The sequence below is a fragment of the Paenibacillus sp. MY03 genome, from assembly GCF_002165585.1.
GTDB lineage: Bacteria > Bacillota > Bacilli > Paenibacillales > Paenibacillaceae > Pristimantibacillus > Pristimantibacillus agaridevorans.
Window position 1 is genome coordinate 25,933 of the sequence record NZ_MXQD01000013.1, and the last position, 17,621, is coordinate 43,553.

Here is a 17,621-nt window from a genome sequence, read left to right on the forward strand (position 1 = left end):
CGGTCCGATTAAAGGTGCCCGATCATGATATGATAATACTCAGACAGGTCCTACTACCGGATTATCCGGGCATAATAGATTCGAAGGAGGCTCTGATATGTGGAAGCCCGATCGAGATGACGCCCGCCCGCTCTACGTACAAATTGCCGATTATCTGGAGCAGCGAATCGCATACGGAGATTTCCCTCCAGGCAGCGTTCTTCCTTCCGAACGAAAGTTGGCGGTACAGCTTCAGGTCAACCGAAGCACCGTCATTGCAGCATTCGGGGAGCTTCGCGCGATGGGAATCGTCGAGAGCCACGTTGGGAGGGGCACGCGGGTCAGCATGATGAAATGGGGCGCTGCCCCGCGGCATACGCCTAACTGGAGCCGTTACGCCGAGGGTGGCCAATTTTTGCCGAGTCTACCTTTTATGAGACGGATTCGGGAAGCATTGGCCGAACGGCCGGGGCTGATCGATATGGCAAGCGGCGAGTTGGCCGGCGATCTTGCCCCGACCGAGGAGATCGCGGCTTTATTGAAGCAGCACGATTATACAGCCTATCTGGGCTACGACAACCCGCAAGGCTCGCTCCCGCTTCGGCAGGCCGTAGCACAATATTTGCTGCGGCATCGCGGCATTCGGACAACGGAATCTTCGATTCTGATTACGTCGGGTTCGCAGCAATCCCTATATCTCATCACACAATGTCTGTTGTCTCCGGGCGATGCCGTAGCGATAGAAGATCCGTCCTATTGTTATTCGCTGCCGTTGTTCCAATCGGCGGGGCTCCGGCTATTTCGACTGCCGGTGGACGGGGAGGGCGTCAATCCCGAAGATATACTGGAGTTATACCGGAAACATCGGATAAAGGCTGTATTTCTCAATCCCAATTACCAAAATCCTACAGGTGCGGTACTGAGCGACGAACGACGCAAGCGGGTATTGGAGCTGGCCGGCGAACTGGGTCTCCCCATTATCGAGGACGATCCGTTTAGCCTGACCACATACGGCGATACGCCTCCGAGTCCGCTTAAATCTATAGATCAGGCGGGCACCGTCCTTTATATTGGTTCCTTTTCCAAAATCGCCGCTTCCGGCTTGCGAGTCGGATGGATGGTCGCCCCCCATGCCATCGTCGAACGTCTGGCGGACGCGAGGCAGCAGATGGATTTCGGCCTAAGCATACTGCCTCAGCTGGTGGCGGGGCAGTTCTTGCACTCGGAGCATTTCTCCCCCCATCTGGACCGTCTTCGGACATCGCTTCAATTTAAAAGAGATCTGCTCATCGAAGCCATGGACAAAGAACTGCGCGGCCTGGTAGAATTCGAAGCCCCGAGCGGCGGCTTGCATCTCTGGTGCAGGCTGCTTCCCGAGGTTCCGGAAGGCAAGCTGCTGGAAGAGTCCATCGCCGCCGGAACCGTGTTCGTCCCCGGCAGCGTCTACGGTTCGGACAAGGGTTACGCGCGATTTACGTTCGCCAGACCGAAGGAAGAAGACATTGCTCCGGGCGTTGCCTGTTTCGCCCGGGCTCTACGAAGCTTGATCTAAAGGACATTGGATGTTCACCATGGGTTGCGATTATTGCAGCTCATCCTTTTTGTCAACTTCGATTTCATCCCATCTTCTGGAGTAGGCTTTATTCGTAACCCAAAAGGTCATCCAGGACAACACGATAATGATAATCGCCGAAACAATCCACACGCTTGTAGGAACATTCATGATTGCATCTCCTTTTTGCCGATCGCTGCCGCAACTTGCCGATCATCTTCTCGGATAATATGGACACCTGCGAAATATAGAACCAACGGTGCCCCCACGAATGCGGCACAGAGAATAATAAAGCTGCTCGTTACTAACATGGAACGATTCCCCCTTAGTTGAGTGAGTTTGATGTCTTGTGAATCTATCGTAAGCGGGATTGGCTGAGATGTAACCAGCCAATTGACAGTTAATTGGACCATCCAATGTAAAAAGCACCTTGCCAGTGGCAAGGTGCGATGATTCTCAGAAATGGGGAGGGCCACGATCGCCTCTCCCCATTTTTTATTTCATTAATTTGGCGACGGTGGTCAACAACTCATCCAATACGTCGCGATCGCCTTCTTCGATGCGCTCCACCACGCAGCTCTTTAGATGGTCTTCCAACAACTGCTTGCCGACTCCATTGAGGGCGGATTGAATCGAGGAGATTTGATGAAGGATATCATCACAATACACATCCCTTTCGATCATCCCTTTGACTCCGCGGACCTGCCCTTCGATCCGGTTGAGTCGGCTAATTAAATTTTGTTTCGTTTTATCGGAATGATGGCTTTTTCGCTCGGTAGACGATTGATGGCTGCACGAGGCATCCTCTTGTACATGGTGATCGATGTGTACCCCCTCCTTAATATTCTTACCTTATCATGCTCCCCCATCCAAAGTAAAGCTACCCTATGGCACTAAAGGGGAGTGGAATAACAAAGCAGCCCTTTTTGGTGGGCTGCTTTGGAACAGCATTACGATTTTTGCAGCAAGCCGCTTATTTCATTCAGGTTTTCCGCAAAGCCGACAAACACCTTGTCGCCAATAACGATTGTCGGCACGATCTGTTTCCCGGTAAGATTCCAAACTTCCTCCGGATATTTTGGGTCTTCTTCGCAGTTATAATCCGCATACGGAATATCGTTTTCCTTAAAATAACGTTTGGCAAAGTTGCAATCACTGCATGTCGGAATCGTATAGATTTTTACTGTTTCGTCCATCTGCGTTCCTCCTTAATGGGTGGCCTTCGACGGCGCCATATTACGTGGATGCCGTAATTTGTTGCAGCTGCTCCAACGTCACGCGATCCACAAACTTGCTGAATTTCTCTTTGCTTTTGGCATGTTCCTTATAGAAGTCAATGATCGCCATAACCGCAGGAATTAATCGTTCTTCTTTTAATCCGGAATGCAGCTTCTTGGCAAACGTGGTTTTTAGCCCTTTGGATTCGCCGCCCACGTATAGATCGAACGTATCTCGCATTTTAATCACGCTAATGTCTTTAATAAGCGGCTCGCTTGTCCCTAACGCACAGCCGGCATATCCGATTTTAAGCGGCATCGGTGTCGGAATGCCGGCAATCGCTCCGTTTAAGGTTTGGGCTACCGCCAGCCCGGCTTCTTCTGCGCCCTTGCAAAAATTGCAGGCGATCAGGCTTTTGGTGACAAAACCAGCCGGATTGACTTCCAGTCCGCTTTGCTCCAGTTCAGCCTTTATCTTATCGCGCTTCTCTACCGCCACATCCGCATACAACTGTTTAAAGGGCGTCATTTCCAGTTTGGCATCCGGTCCTAGCAGATCACCGATGATGCCGAGCTGTTTGGATGTAAACAGGCTGCCGCCAAGCTGCAGAGCGGGGCTGATTGCAATTTTTACGATCTCTCCCATTCCCATTCGCCCCTTGCTTTATTGAATTTCCACGACATAAGGGACCGTAAATACTTTGCCTTCATGCTGGAATTGTCCCCAAATTTTATACGTGCCGGGATTCGGAAAAGCCGTCATAAATTCCGCTTCCGGCCCGGATGCTTTTTCGTCAACAGGGTGTACATGAAGGTATTGCTCCGCATCCTCCGAAAGAATGACGACGTGTCCGACAGCGCCGAGGTATTGCTCCAGATTGCTGATGCCTTCTTTCGTTTTATCGTCCTTAACGGTAAACGACAGCTTGGCTTCAGCTTTTGCTTTTGTGCTGCCAAGAGCCAGTGTGACTTCTTTTCCATCAACAACTTTTACCAGCTCCGCATCCGCTGTGACGCTTTCCTGCGGTTTGGTTTCCCCGTCTACCTTCACCCACTCGCTGAGCGTTGTGCCGGATCCGCCCTTTGGAACAAAATCCGCAAAAACTTTGTATTCTCCTCCGTTCGGAAATGAGGTATCTACCGTAAACGTCCCCTTTCCGTCCCACTCGGGATGAATATGGTTGAAGTAAGAAAGATCCTTATTTACGATGATGATGTGCATCAGTTTTTCATGGTTCCATTCAAAATCCTGGACGGTCTGGTCGTTGCTGTCGGTCACCTGAACGTTCAGCTTTGTGTTCTCGGATGCTTTAGCCGTTCCTGATGCAAACGAAAAGGAAGCTTTATAGTTGTCTGCCGAATGTTCATCTGTATCGTGACCATCGTGTTCCCCAGAGTCGTTACTGTTTATGGCTGGGTTTGCGGCTCCGTTTTGATGGGAGCCGCCGTGCCCATCGGCACTCTCCTTTGGCGTACCGCAAGCGGTCAGCAATCCAATAGTCAACACTCCGGATAAAATGATCATCATTCTTTTTTTCATTTTAGGCTCTTCTCCATTCTGACTTCCTGATTAGTGGCGTACTTTCACACGCTGCAAGCGAAGCGCATTAAGGACAACCGATACCGAACTTAACGCCATTGCTGCGCCTGCCACCCACGGAGCCAGTAAGCCAATCGCGGCAATCGGGATGCCGAGCGTGTTATAGCCCAGCGCCCAGAACAGGTTTTGTTTGATATTGGCCATTGTCTTGCGGCTCAAATAGATCGCATCGGGAATGCTCGACAGATCGCCGCGCATCAGAGTCACATCCGCTGCTTCCATCGCCACATCCGTCCCGGTGCCAATGGCCATGCCGATGTCCGCTGTCGCCAGCGCTGGCGCATCATTGATGCCATCCCCAACCATTGCCACTTTTTTGCCTTGGGCCTGCAATTTCTTAACTTCCTCGGCCTTGCCTTCTGGAAGTACCTCGGCCCGGACTTGGTCAATGCCGACTTGAGCTGCAATCGCTTTGGCGGTCCGTTCGTTGTCGCCTGTAATCATGATGACCTCGATGCCCATTTGCTTAAGACGGCTCACCGCCGCTTTCGACGTTTCCTTGATCGTATCGGCTACCGCGACCATACCGGCATAACGATTGTCGATGGCAACCAGCATGGCGGTTTTGCCTGCTTCCTCCAGACGGGACATCGGCTCATAGGCAGCCTTAGCGTCCACATCGTATTTCTCCATTAAGCGGCGTGTGCCGACAAGCAGCTCCCGGCCATCTACCACAGCTTTGATGCCGTAGCCTGGAATAGCTTCGAACGATTCGGTTCCCGGCAGTTCGATTTGTTTGGCCACAATACCGGCCACTATCGCTTCTGCCAGCGGATGCTCCGAATTTTTTTCGGCCGCGCCGACAAGTCGAAGAAACTCCGCTTCGTTGTCTTGCGTGATCACATCGGTCAGCTCCGGCTTGCCTTTTGTAACGGTGCCGGTTTTGTCCAGAATGATCGCATTGATCTTATGCGTCTGCTCCAGATGTTCGCCGCCCTTAAACAGAATGCCCATCTCAGCCGAACGGCCGGAACCGGCCATAATCGAAGTCGGCGTTGCCAAACCGAGAGCACAAGGGCAAGCAATAACGAGAATCGCAATGGCAATTTCAAGTGCATGGGCAAAATCGCCTGGCGTAATGAAAAAGTACCATACCAGGAACATTACAATGGCAATCCCTACGACAATCGGAACAAATATGCCAGAGATGACATCGGCTACCCGCTGAATCTGCGCTTTGGAGCCTTGGGCTTCTTCTACGACTTTAATGATTTGCGCAAGAGCCGTTTCTTTGCCGACTTTGGTCGCTTTGATGCGCAGGATGCCATTTTTGTTGATGGTAGCCCCGATAACGGAATCGCCGGCCTTTTTTTCGACCGGCAAGCTTTCGCCTGTCAGCATGGATTCATCCACCGATGAAACGCCTTCCAGCACTTGACCGTCCACCGGCACTTTATCGCCGGGGCGAACCAGCACGACATCCCCTACGATAACGTCTTCCACCGGGATCGTTATTTCCTGGCCATCCCGAACGACCAAAGCCGTTTTGGCTTGCAACCCCATGAGCGACTTGATTGCTTCCGAAGTGCGTCCCTTTGCCAGCGACTCGAACAATTTACCCATAATAACCAGTGTAATCAGCACCGCGCTGGTTTCGTAATAAAGCGCAGGACCATGATGCATCTGATCCCCGGCGGCGAACCAGTCAATCGTGAGATACAGGCTGTAAAAATACGCGGCCGATGTTCCGAGTGCAATTAAAACATCCATGTTTGCGCTGCGATTTCGCAGCGCCTTATACGCGCCGACATAAAACTGCTTCCCGATATAAAACTGTACCGGTGTAGCCAACAAGAGCTGAACCCAAGGATTCATCAGGAAATCCGGCATGTAAATCCATGACGTAAAGGAGAAGTGACCTACCATCGTCCACAATAGCGGAAAAGAGAGAATGGCCGAGATGAGCAATTTCAGCTTCTGCTGGCGAATCTCGCGGACGCGATGGTCAGCCGCATTCCGGTTTTCCTGTTTGACGAGTGCTTTGTAGCCCAGCTTCTTAACTTTCTCCTGCATCTCTTCGATCGAGATTTCACCTGCCGAATATTCGACGCGGGCCGTTTCCATTGCAAAGTTTACGGTAGCGCTGGTTACGCCTGGCAGCTTGCCAAGCCCTTTTTCAATTTTGTTGGCGCATGCGGCGCAGGTCATGCCTTCCAGATTAAACTGGGCCACTTCCGTCACCGTTCCGTATCCGAGCTTCTTGATCGTATCCTCCAGGTTTTTTACGTCCACTTTATTCGGATCGTAGGTGACATTTGCTTTTTCCAGTGCAAAGTTGACATTTGCATTGGCCACGCCATCTAATTTATTAAGCCCTTTTTCAATCCTGTTGGCGCAGGCGGCGCAGGTCATGCCCGTTATTTGAAAGGACGACTGTTTCGCCTTCGTTGCTGTCGTTTCCACTATGTTTCACTCCTTTTTCGTTTAGCTCAGGCCACGTCATAGCCCTGTTCTTCAATAACTTCCTTGATCTGCTCCAGAGAAACCTTCTGCTCGTCGAATGACACATCGACCGACTCGCCCTTTAAATTCACTTTTCCGCTTGCGCCGATTTCTTTCAGCGCGCCTTCAATGGAGTTCACGCAATGCTGGCAGCTCATCCCTTGTACATTCAATGTTATGTTTTTCATATTTTCATCCGTCCCTTCAGATATTGATAGTGGTTATTTTCAAATAGGAAGTTGTCGCTTTCGTAAACTTAGTATACCCCCGTACCCTATAAACGTCAACTCTTTTTTTGTCTCTTTTACATTCCCCTTGATTGACGAGCTTATTCTTGGTAATAGCAATTTAACGTTTTTCAGTTAACATTTTTCTTGACATGTAATTTTTGATACACTTATAATAATACCAACACAACATATGAGCAAGTGTTCATATATTAATAATGGAGGGATTTTAATGGCGGGACATCACCACGATCATGGCCATGACCATGGGCAAACCAACAACAACAAAAAGATTTTATTGATTTCATTTATTATCATTACGGCGTATATGGTCATCGAAGCCGTAGGCGGATTTATGACCAACAGCTTGGCCTTGTTATCGGATGCGGGCCATATGCTTTCGGACTCTTTGGCATTGGCGATTGCCTTACTCGCCTTCAAATTCGGCGAAAAAGCGGTCAGTACGGGAAAAACATACGGATACAGACGTTTCGAAATACTGGCTGCCACGCTTAATGGACTGACTCTGATCGGCGTTTCCCTTTACATCTTTTATGAAGCGATCGAACGTTTTGCCAATCCGCCGGAAGTCGCTACGGTTGGCATGCTGATCATCAGTACCATCGGGTTGCTGATCAACATTCTGGTTGCCTGGATTATGATGCGCGGCGGTGATACGGAGCATAATTTGAACATGCGCGGCGCTTTCTTGCACGTTATCAGCGACATGCTGGGTTCGGTAGGCGCCATTGCGGCCGCTCTGCTCATGATGTTCTTCGGCTGGGGCTGGGCCGACCCGTTGGCCAGCGTCATCGTGGCCGTACTCGTACTCCGCAGCGGCTATATCGTGAGCAAGTCATCCTTGCATGTATTAATGGAAGGAACTCCGCGCAATATGAAGGTAGAAGACATCGCGCAAGCCATACGGGAGGTCGACGGCGTCAAAGGTGTACATGATTTGCATATTTGGTCGATTACAAGCAATATGCATGCTCTGACTGCTCATATTGTAGTGGATGGAAACAAGACAGTTTACGAAACGGAAGCCTTATTGCACAAAGTCGAACATATGCTGGAGCATAAAGACATTCGCCACGTAACCTTGCAAGTGGAATCGGAAAATCACACGCATAAGGACGACCTTTTATGCACCATTAAAGCAAGTCTTCCCGATGCTCACGCTCATCACAATCATTAATGCAAAGAGCAGTTGGATGTCGTCCAACTGCTCTTTTTAACGATCCAAAGCTTCACCTTGGTCGGCTATCTTTATCCATGTAACCCCTTGATCATTGGAGAGGTAAACATCTTTATTAACTGTCGTAAACACCAGCTCCCGTTCATCAACGGGATTGATGGCAATATAGGATGGCGCATCGTCGATTAATTCTGGAAGCGTTAATTGATTAAGCGTATTTTCAGCCCCCATCTTGAACATAACGCCTTTGTCTTGATAACCTCCGACGTACAATTGGCCTTCCAAACTATACGCGACGGCTGTCACTGGGATATCCGCTAATTTTTCAAAACGGTTGCCATAATCGGTAGACACATATAACGCCTTCTCCGTCCCCACTGCGACAACCGCATCCTCATACGGATGCGCGGACATGGCCACCACTTCCTCCGTTACGCCATTCATTTCACTTTGCTGCCAATTTTTCGTCTCATCCAGTGTATAATATAAACCGACCTTTTTCAGCCTTGCATTCGGTTCCGGGTTGAATGCATAAATCGTTTGGCCCATATACGAAGCGCTTAACAAATGGAAGTCAATCTGTCCGTATAAATCGAGATGCTCCAAGCTTTTCCCACTGTCTGCACTCTTAACGATACCAAGCGGATTTTTTAAATCCGAATCCAGGGACGGATGCCCGCTGCTGTAAAATCCGCCATCGACCATCGAGAAACCCATGTAATCATGTTTGTATCCGGAAATTTCACCCCATTTTCCCTGAGAAAACTTTCTCAATCCGTCATGAGCCGGAATATAAATGTGTTGTCCATCGGAAGAATAGCCTAAACCGTGAATGTGGGTCAGTATAACAGGATCGCTCTCCTTCCCTTGCATGGAACATCCAGTTAAAAAAATGGCAATAAGTACGACGAGGAACGACCGCTTGCGTTTAACAAACTTATCTCTCGATTGAAACATATGCCTTTTTCAAATCCTCTCTTGATTCAACTTTCGCCTAGCCCCTAATGAAATAAATATAACCCACACTTTTGAAGAATTTGTGTAGAGAGGCTAAATATCTTTGGGCGGCATGATTATCCACATCACTGCCAACCCACCAAAAAAAACTGGGCGCACCAAAAAAATCTCCCTTTGGTTTATTTCCAAAGGGAGATTTTCCATTTCATTTACTTCATATACTCTGTTACAAAATTTTTGAATATGGTGGCCACCGCCGCTCTGTCGGCAGTTGCCTTTGGTGCGAATATGTTTCCGCCAATTCCGCTTATAATGCCATAACTTTGAATGGTTGTCACTGCATCCTTCGCCCAATCGCTCACTGCGTTTGCATCCGCAAAGGCTGGCTTGTTTGTGGCTGTTAATTTAATGCCCTTGTACTCCATATAGTTATGAAGCATCACAGCCATTTGCTCGCGAGTAATAGGCGCACCTGGATTTAATTTCCCGCTCCCTACACCTGACACAATCTTTTTATCAGCTGCCCATGCGACTGCAGCGCCATACCAAGCATCCTTATCAACATCCACAAATACGGATGTATTGTAGCTTGCAAGGTCTACTTCCTCTATATTCGCAATAACCTTGGCGAACATCGCTCTTGTCATTTCTTTATTCGGCGCAAACTCATTCTCGCTTACCCCATTGAAGAACTGGCGAGCTGCTACAAAGTTTACTGCATCTGCATACCATTGTGTGCTTAAGACATCTGCAAACTCGACTTTATTGTAGCCAATAACATAGCTGGAGAAGTGGTTAACCGTCATCTTTACTGTACCAGCTTCAGCATCATATATTCCATGGACAAGTTCAAGCTTTCCGTTCTTGTCCAGATAGTATACGACAATGGCGTCCGGGTTCTCGCCTTGTTGTAAGGTGTACGGAACGGATACGCTCACTAAACCGCCATTGAAATCAGCTATCTCCACATCACCGCTTGTTACAGTAAAATCGAATACCGGTCTGTCCGCAATCCGCTCTTTTGTAACTGTGGACACTGAAAGTGTGCTCGAATCCACAACACTTGCTGATATCTTTACATCGGCCTTAGCCGCATCGGCAATTGTTTTTAGAGCTATATCGTCAATAGTGAAGGTTGCAATTGGCGATGAAATGACAAGTGCTTCTATTCTGGCTCCGGCCAATGCTCCAATAGATTTGTTTGGAATCATCAGTTCAACTGTTTTGGCATTTGCAACAGCTTCTACATTGATTTCAACAGTGGATGCTGTACCGTTCTCAGTTTCCGCGAATGCAATTGCATCCGCTAATGCTTGTTCTGTCAGAGCTGCTGTAGCTATGCTGCCTTCAGCAGTTTGCGTTAACTTGGAAGTAACGCTGATTCTGTTCTGTTCGACTGTTGGCGCGTCTGGCGTTGGTGTTACTGCTCCATTGTTGCCGCCACCTGGGCCGCCAGTACTTCCGTCACTTTCTTTATAATCAGATGCAATTGAACCTATAGATAAAGCACCCAATTTATCTCCGTCTTTAAATCGATACACCGGTCTTTGACCATCTTTGGTGTAACTTGCCTCTGCAATTGCAAATCCTTCATTATTGGCACTAATGTCGACACCGCTTGCAGGCATGATGTGAACAACCTCCGGATTGCTCTCTCCATTGAGTGTTATTTTTGCTGCACGGTTACCATATCCATCATCCGCAACGACCCACAATACATGTTCATAAGTATCGTAGTCAAGAGCCATTGCTCCGCCAATCTTTCCGTCCATATCAGCAATTTGAACAGAGCTTCCATCTTTATTCAAAACATATGCGTATACATGACCGTTATCTTCTAACGCCACAAAGAACACGCCGCTTGAAATGGCATCTGGATACTTCGTTGCATCAAAAACGGTATTCGTATTTTGGTCATAAAGCTTACCAGCAACATTTGCGTTTGATACCCATTCTACAGCTTCAATACCCATATTGGCAGAAACCTGTGGCAATGAAGCAGTTAAATCCCACTGCTGTAATGCAACCAAATCATTGTTTTCTTTACGTGGATCAACTTTCAAAATCATATTAAAGTTAATGCCTTTAACATGATTATCACGTTCAGAAGCAATATAAACAAAACCATCTTTATCTACTGTAATTCCTTCTGCATCCGGACCTGCTGCGCCTGCATTATCTGCATCCTTTTGGAATCGAACACGTTTGCCGTTTTCAAAACCTTTTACAAAACTCAACTTTCCATCTTTTGAAACGTCTAAAATCCAGAACTTACCTGTACCGTTATCAACGGCATATAATTGGCCATTAAAGAAATCCAACCCTGAAGAATCTTCTAAAAATGTAGGTTGAGTATCAAAAATGACAACTTCACCATGACCTGGCCATGCAATCATTTCAGGGATACCTTCAAATTTATTTGCTGCACCAGGCGTTGCTTCTTTTGTATTTCTATACTCTTGTCCAGTAACATCCGGATATAATCCCCAAGTAGGATTTGTATGATCTGCCCATGTTGTGCTGGCTATTAACCTTTCATTTTCAAACAAACGTACAGAATCATTTTTTCCAAGTCCAAAACCCAATGTTTCTTCCGCCAATACCAAAAATCCAGATGCCGGAATGGTTGTGCCTTCAGGGATAACATATTGATGCGTATCATCATTGTCTTTAATGACGATTCCCGAAATATCTAAAACTTCTCCTGTTGGATTAGCAAGTTCTACCCAATCAGGTCCCCCATTCGAGTCATTTGACTGCACTTCATTTAATGCAACAGGATTTGTTACAACATTTGCTTTTCCTTTAGTCGAAGTGGGAAACTCTATTAATTCTCCTGTTCCATCCGGAATACGCGCGTATACGCCATTTGCATGTAATGCCCACGAATATTCTGCAATGGACACACCATCTTTATTAAAAATAGTAACTTTATCAGCCTTTCCTAAACCAAATGTAAAATCCTTATTTTGATCAAAAACATAAAATCCGCCTGGATTAAGAACGGTTCCCTCTACTACGGGTGTTATATCTGCAGCATGTCCTACCGGATCATCATCATATAAATGCCAACCGGATAGATCTACGGCTGTTGTTCCTACATTATAAATTTCAACCCAATCCGTAGCATCACCGTCGGACTCTACTTCATTGATTACTATCTGGGGTTTATACCATTCGTTGTTTAGTCCCTTTGTTTCTTTCATTAATCCAAACGAACCAGTCCCGTCCGGATATCTTCCGTAAGACGCCAATGCATCGTTATTTTCATAACTAGCATGCACGGTCCATGAGTATTCGTCCAGTAAATTCCCTTCTTCGTCATATAAACGAATAGAATCTCCTGAACCGATACCAATTGCTGCTTGAAATTCACCTGCAACATAAGCACCTGACTGATCATCAAATACCTGACCAACCGTACTTGCCTCAACTACAAACAATCCGCCTGCTTGCAGATTTGTTCCTTCTGGAAATTTCCAGCGATGGTCATTAGAATTATCACGAATTTCATAGCCGGAAAGATCCATCTCTTCTGTTCCTATATTAATAAACTCTACCCAATCATCCGGCGCAGAATTAATCTCATTTATTAGTAATCTATGTTTAGGCAACTCTTCTTCTTCTACAATATTTAACTCGCCTTTGGTTGGTTTCAGATCAACAAATTTTCCCGTTCCGTCTGGCACCCTTGAATATGTGCCACCTGCATGACTTGAATAAGTATACGAATCCAACAACGTATTGTTATTATCATACAAAGAAACTGTATCTTCTTTTCCCAAAGACAGATTGTTTAACACAACATCATGTTCAATAACAAAAATTTCTCCAGCTTTTAATACAGTACCCTCTTCAATACGCCATTCCTTTTTTTCTTCCACACGCTCTAAATCTTTATCATCTGTAACAAACCATCCGCTGATATCTATATCTTCATTGCCAGTATTCATTATTTCTATCCAATCGATATCGGTCACTGTATCATTAGATTCGATTTCATTAATAAAAACTGTATTTTCTACTTCTAAAGCCTCTACATGCTGCATCGGAGAAATTACCATGGATCCAATAATAAACATGTTTAACATACTCATTACTTTTTTCCTGTTTTTCATTTTCACTGCTCCCTACTCTTTTTCTTTAATAATGAGTCATCATTGTAAAATTCAAATGTACTTTATGTCATTCGTTTGTTAATTTTGCGCGCAGACGAAAAAACAAGATGCAAGCTAATAGCATGCATCTTGTTTCATTGGTTGTTCTATTCACCTATTTATTTTTCCTTTACGGTTACCCATGGACGGATCGAAACGATTTCTTTTTGCTCCACATACGTTTTGTATTCGATTGTTTCATCGAAGTCGCCGCTGAACTGGATCAACCGAACATACGGACCTGTCGCTGTCAGCGATGTACTGGTGCCATCCGCTCCAGTAACGGTTCCCATGCTGCTTCTGTAGATTTGGTCCAAATTCGTATAGTCGAGCTCTCCCGCCTTTATCTTCCGGGGCTGGCTGGAATGGTTCGCAACGACCAGCTTTCCGCCAAAATGATAATTATAGTAGTCATCTTCGAAACGGACCATAGACGTTCCTGCTGTTATATAGATGGCACTGTATGGAGGCAAAGTAAACGCCTCAATATTCCTTACGCCGTAATAGTTTACGTTTTGCCCGTTTGAATCCAGGCTTTTGCGGAGAACGTACAACTCGAACATTTGATCATGAAAAGGATACTGCTTTTCCAGCTCCTTTGCCGCTTGGCTGGCCTTATCCTTCTGCAGAAGCTCCTCATATTGATCGGTAATGACAACGCCCTTCCGGCTGTAGAAGTTTTGCGTATAATACATATTCATCGCCTTATCCATAGGATGCATGGCATTTCCGGCGTTAAAGGCAATTCCGACGCCTAATCGCTCCCAAGGGCCGAGAATCGCTCTGCGGTGGCCTTCGGAATTCATCCAGCCCTCATGGGCATAGATGATGCTGCGTTGATCGGCGGCAATATTTTCACCCACGGTACCGTAGGCTATACCTGCGTCATCAAATCGACCATCCGGCTCCTGGCCCTGCGGACTGATATGTGCAAAATACTTCTGCTCCCTCATATCCTCACTATGTTTCTCCGCCACCCGGGCGGCTGCTTCGTCCCATTGCAAGACCGGCAGGCCGTACCGGGTACGTGTCGCATTGACGAGATCGAGCGATTGCAGCGCAAATGCCTTTTTGAGCGCCGCCGTCTCAGGGGCATACAATTCTTTCATTCCGTCCTCTACAGGCTTGGCGATAATTTGAAGCGAGGTCACCCTATAGTTGTTAAACTTGTCCATAAACAGCGTCACGTAGCTTTCGTCTTGCTCGTATATTTTGGCAAGATTCACGCTCAAACCATACTCTTCCTTATAAATGCTGCTAGTACCTGTGCCATACCGCTTCGCCACATCCTCCTGTCCGGAGCCGAGCTTGATTCCTCTTGCCGACGACCAGTTGTCCGACGTGGTGTAGAAGCCGACAATTCGGCCGGACTGGATGCCAACCTGCACATAATTGGCGTAATCCTGATTGTAAATATACCACTGGAATCCATATTCGCTGACGTCCTTCCGCGCAGGTTGCCCCAGCTTCGCCAACAGCGTCTGTTCAGTATCGCCAATATTGAGTCCCCGTACCTGGAATTCGGCCGCAGCCGCCTTGACGGCAATATCAGCTTTGGACAGCTTGAAGGCGCGTTCCTTCATATTCTGGATCAGCGTGATCGCCTCCGCGCGGGTAAGCGGGTCGTTGACGGCGAAACCCTCGACTGTTCGGGACGTTTTTCCGCCCGCAATGCTTAAATCCAGTACATACTGTACGGCATCTTTCGTCTGCTCAAAGGTGAAACTTTGTGTCCCGGCAAGCAGGCGGGCAACCTGTCCTCGATTAAAGCCCTTTGCGTCCGCTTCTTGCAGCAGAGGCCAGTTGTATTGGGCTGCCGCCTTAAAATACGGTGTATGCCAAGCGGCTCCGTTCTGTGCTGCTTCAATTTTAATATCCGGAAATGCGCCGAGCAGCATTTTAAGAAATTCCGGCTCGCTTACGCTCTTGTTGGGGCGGAAGGTTGCATCCGGGTAGCCGCTGACTATCTTTTGATCCACTGCCCATTGAATCGTCAGCTTCGCCCAATGTGTCTGAGTATCGGTAAATCCGGTACCCGTATTCGAAGGCGTGCTGCCGTTTCCGCCCGATTGTGACTCGCCATTGCCATCTGAACCCGGGGCCGGTGTAACAGCAGCGTTGCCTTTGACATAGGTTTGCTTATAGTCCATCGCCGCGAGCGGGCTCATCTGCATGCCCTTGGCGACAGCAATCGCTTGTATCTTAACGGATTTGCCTACGGCAAACGGCGCTGTGTATTGTTGGGTATCCGAATTGGACAAGTTGGACAGCGGGTCGCCGCCATTTAGCGTATAATAGATAACTGCATTCGCTGTGCCGCTCGACAAGGTTACAGTAGAAGGCTTCCCGGCTCCCTGGGATGCAACCCGGATGACGACGGGCTCAACCTGAGGCAAGGGATTACGCAGAAAACCCAGTTTTCGGGATGAGCTATCCTGTACAAGCGCCGTCCCTTCGAGGAAACGCCTGCTATCTAAATAAATCATCCCCGTCACTTCGTTCCCCTGCACGTCAACGTATCCCCGCTTCCCACCTTTGGATACTTCGGCAAACCCATTATAGAAATCGCCGGCATCATCATAAATCGGCGGGATTATTTCTTGGCCGCTAGCGTTTACAAAACCATACTTCCCGTTCTGCTCCACGCGCCCCATGCCTTCGTTGAACGACCAGACGTACGTATATTTCAGCGGTGTAACTTCCACGCCTTTTGCATTTACATATCCCCAGAGGCCGCCACTATAATCAAATACGGTCCCCGTCCCGCCGTTCGACACAGGCGAGAGTCCTTCCGTAAAGCCTCTGAAGCTATCGAACATATCGCCGCCGACATAATCATACCGTAACGGAACAACCTCTCGGCCGGCAGTATCAATAAACCCAAATTTCCCTCCGTGATAATAGCTTCCCGCACCGGTGCCCCCTTTGGAAACGCGTGCGTAGCCGCGGACGAATTCCTCTGCATAGTCATACTGCAAGGAAACTACCTCTTTGCCCGCTCCATTGACAAAGCCGAACTTCTTATTCGAAAGCACGACATAATCCTTATTCCCTTCATTCCCGAAATATTCGCCTTCCGAGGATTGGGGGATATAATCTTCGCCGTTTGCCACAAGAGCAAGTCCGTTTCTGAAGCTGGTACTCACTTCATCATACTTAAGCGGCACGACCTCTTTCCCTGTGCGGTCAATATAGCCAGATTTGCCGTTTAGCGTGACATAGGACAAGCCTTGATTGAAAAACCAGGCTTCATCGTATTTGGGAGCAATGACCATCGTCCCATATGTATCTATATAACCGTATTTTCCATCGACTGATACTTTGGCCAGCCCTTCCGAAAAATCGCTATACGAGGAAGTGCCCGATGGGCGAGCATACACCAGTTTACCCGATGTGTCGACAAACCCAATTTCCTTGTCCGTATATACCAGGCCGTAACCGTCCGAAAATACGTAGGCATGATTGAAAATCAGATCGGTCAGCTTCTTGCCTGCGGCATCGAGATAGCCGTATTTGCCGTCCTTTTTGACCAGGATGGCACCGTCACTGGGGGGATTGATTTCATCATAGATGGGCGGAGCAATAATCCCTTGCGGACCGACCAGCCCGGCCTTGCCATCCACCCACACATTATCGGACTTGCCCAGCACCCGAACGACGCCGTACCCGTTGCCGACCGCAATCGCATCATCGTAGATCAAGCCGGTTAATTCTTTGCCCTGGCGATTAATAATGCCGAATTTGGCGGCCGAACCGCTTTTCACGCCTACGACAGCCAGCCCATCCTTGAAATTATGGGCAAAATCATATTTGAATGCCGTAATCGGATTCCCTTCGCGATCGATATACCCTGATTTGCCATCCTTTTTGACTGATGCCAGTCCTTCCACAAAAGGCGAACCGGAGTCATACTGGGGGGAGATTTGATACGAGATCGCCTCTGCCTGAACGATGCCGGGCATAAGACCGCCAATCATCGCTGCCATTGTTAATGCCGCAATCCATTTCCGAATCAACACAAAGCCACCTGCTTTTCATTTTTTTCGCTACTGCAAAACTACCCAAAAACAAATGCCCGTAAAGCATGATGGCTGGTTAAGGGTCGCTCCAATAGCATATTGATTTTTTATCCTGCTGTGGAACTATTTTCTGATTCTATTCTATCAAATCCCAGTGATAGAATCACTATTTCATGATATTTCTATACTATTTTCGCGCAAAGTAGTGCTAATAGAGCATGTCAGAAGTCCATTTCCATTTTCACATGAACATTCGTGCCGTTTCCCACTAGA

Annotated in this window: 13 protein-coding genes; 2 read left to right on the forward strand and 11 right to left on the reverse strand. The window is 47.6% G+C overall.

The annotated features are described in order from the left end of the window. The first annotated feature begins 97 nt into the window (after window positions 1-97). Entirely contained in the window at window positions 98-1,531 is a 1,434-nt protein-coding gene (gene pdxR, locus B1748_RS15100) for a MocR-like pyridoxine biosynthesis transcription factor PdxR (RefSeq protein ID WP_087568762.1), read from the forward strand. Between the two features lie 30 nt (window positions 1,532-1,561). Here pdxR and B1748_RS36855 read toward each other — a convergent pair whose 3' ends face one another. The 8 genes from B1748_RS36855 to B1748_RS15130 all read right to left on the reverse strand — a co-directional run bounded on the left by B1748_RS36855 (window position 1,562) and on the right by B1748_RS15130 (window position 6,978). Further along, the gene (locus B1748_RS36855) at window positions 1,562-1,702 is read right to left on the reverse strand and encodes a hypothetical protein (protein ID WP_179215595.1); all 141 of its coding nucleotides are present in this window, start codon (window positions 1,700-1,702) and stop codon (window positions 1,562-1,564) included. Continuing rightward, window positions 1,699-1,842, reverse strand: a complete 144-nt coding sequence (locus B1748_RS36860; RefSeq protein WP_179215596.1) for a hypothetical protein — start codon at window positions 1,840-1,842, stop codon at window positions 1,699-1,701. Before B1748_RS36860 ends, B1748_RS36855 begins: the two co-directional genes overlap by 4 nt. 184 nt (window positions 1,843-2,026) lie before the next feature. Beyond that, window positions 2,027-2,356 carry a metal-sensitive transcriptional regulator gene (locus B1748_RS15105; RefSeq protein WP_179215608.1) on the reverse strand — a complete coding sequence of 110 codons (330 nt, stop codon included), beginning with the start codon at window positions 2,354-2,356 and terminating at the stop codon, window positions 2,027-2,029. 125 nt (window positions 2,357-2,481) lie between these two features. Continuing rightward, window positions 2,482-2,727: a glutaredoxin family protein gene (locus B1748_RS15110; protein WP_087568764.1), complete on the reverse strand. Its 246-nt coding sequence runs from the start codon at window positions 2,725-2,727 to the stop codon at window positions 2,482-2,484. A 40-nt stretch (window positions 2,728-2,767) separates the two neighbouring features. Further along, on the reverse strand, window positions 2,768-3,394 hold the full coding sequence (locus B1748_RS15115; RefSeq protein WP_087568765.1) for an NAD(P)/FAD-dependent oxidoreductase: 627 nt from the start codon (window positions 3,392-3,394) through the stop codon (window positions 2,768-2,770). An 18-nt stretch (window positions 3,395-3,412) separates the two neighbouring features. Then, window positions 3,413-4,288 carry a hypothetical protein gene (locus B1748_RS15120; protein ID WP_087568766.1) on the reverse strand — a complete coding sequence of 292 codons (876 nt, stop codon included), beginning with the start codon at window positions 4,286-4,288 and terminating at the stop codon, window positions 3,413-3,415. A 30-nt stretch (window positions 4,289-4,318) separates the two neighbouring features. Next, window positions 4,319-6,751, reverse strand: coding sequence for a heavy metal translocating P-type ATPase (locus B1748_RS15125; RefSeq protein WP_087568767.1), 2,433 nt, complete (start codon window positions 6,749-6,751; stop codon window positions 4,319-4,321). Window positions 6,752-6,777: 26 nt separating this feature from the next. Beyond that, window positions 6,778-6,978 (reverse strand): copper ion binding protein, encoded by a 201-nt coding sequence (locus tag B1748_RS15130; protein ID WP_087568768.1) that lies wholly within the window; start codon window positions 6,976-6,978, stop codon window positions 6,778-6,780. A 271-nt stretch (window positions 6,979-7,249) separates the two neighbouring features. On the opposite strand from B1748_RS15130, the gene B1748_RS15135 reads away from it, so the two are divergent. Continuing rightward, a complete protein-coding gene (locus B1748_RS15135) occupies window positions 7,250-8,215 on the forward strand; it encodes a cation diffusion facilitator family transporter (RefSeq protein WP_087568769.1) in 966 nt (321 codons plus the stop codon). Between the two features lie 36 nt (window positions 8,216-8,251). Here B1748_RS15135 and B1748_RS15140 read toward each other — a convergent pair whose 3' ends face one another. The 3 genes from B1748_RS15140 to B1748_RS15150 form a co-directional block, all read right to left on the reverse strand. Beyond that, the gene (locus B1748_RS15140; protein ID WP_087568770.1) at window positions 8,252-9,172 is read right to left on the reverse strand and encodes a F510_1955 family glycosylhydrolase; all 921 of its coding nucleotides are present in this window, start codon (window positions 9,170-9,172) and stop codon (window positions 8,252-8,254) included. 209 nt (window positions 9,173-9,381) lie between these two features. Continuing rightward, window positions 9,382-13,290 (reverse strand): lamin tail domain-containing protein, encoded by a 3,909-nt coding sequence (locus B1748_RS15145; protein ID WP_087568771.1) that lies wholly within the window; start codon window positions 13,288-13,290, stop codon window positions 9,382-9,384. Between the two features lie 158 nt (window positions 13,291-13,448). Further along, complete coding sequence (locus tag B1748_RS15150; RefSeq protein ID WP_087568772.1) at window positions 13,449-17,345, reverse strand: WG repeat-containing protein; 3,897 nt, start codon at window positions 17,343-17,345, stop codon at window positions 13,449-13,451. Window positions 17,346-17,621 lie beyond the last annotated feature (276 nt).

Coding starts and splice junctions, on each gene's coding strand:
- pdxR (WP_087568762.1), top strand. CDS start 98: ATGTGGAAGCCCGATCGAGATGACGCCCGCCCGCTCTACGTACAAATT.
- B1748_RS36855 (WP_179215595.1), bottom strand. CDS start 1,702: ATGAATGTTCCTACAAGCGTGTGGATTGTTTCGGCGATTATCATTATC.
- B1748_RS36860 (WP_179215596.1), bottom strand. CDS start 1,842: ATGTTAGTAACGAGCAGCTTTATTATTCTCTGTGCCGCATTCGTGGGG.
- B1748_RS15110 (WP_087568764.1), bottom strand. CDS start 2,727: ATGGACGAAACAGTAAAAATCTATACGATTCCGACATGCAGTGATTGC.
- B1748_RS15115 (WP_087568765.1), bottom strand. CDS start 3,394: ATGGGAGAGATCGTAAAAATTGCAATCAGCCCCGCTCTGCAGCTTGGC.
- B1748_RS15120 (WP_087568766.1), bottom strand. CDS start 4,288: ATGAAAAAAAGAATGATGATCATTTTATCCGGAGTGTTGACTATTGGA.
- B1748_RS15130 (WP_087568768.1), bottom strand. CDS start 6,978: ATGAAAAACATAACATTGAATGTACAAGGGATGAGCTGCCAGCATTGC.
- B1748_RS15135 (WP_087568769.1), top strand. CDS start 7,250: ATGGCGGGACATCACCACGATCATGGCCATGACCATGGGCAAACCAAC.
- B1748_RS15140 (WP_087568770.1), bottom strand. CDS start 9,172: ATGTTTCAATCGAGAGATAAGTTTGTTAAACGCAAGCGGTCGTTCCTC.
- B1748_RS15145 (WP_087568771.1), bottom strand. CDS start 13,290: ATGAAAAACAGGAAAAAAGTAATGAGTATGTTAAACATGTTTATTATT.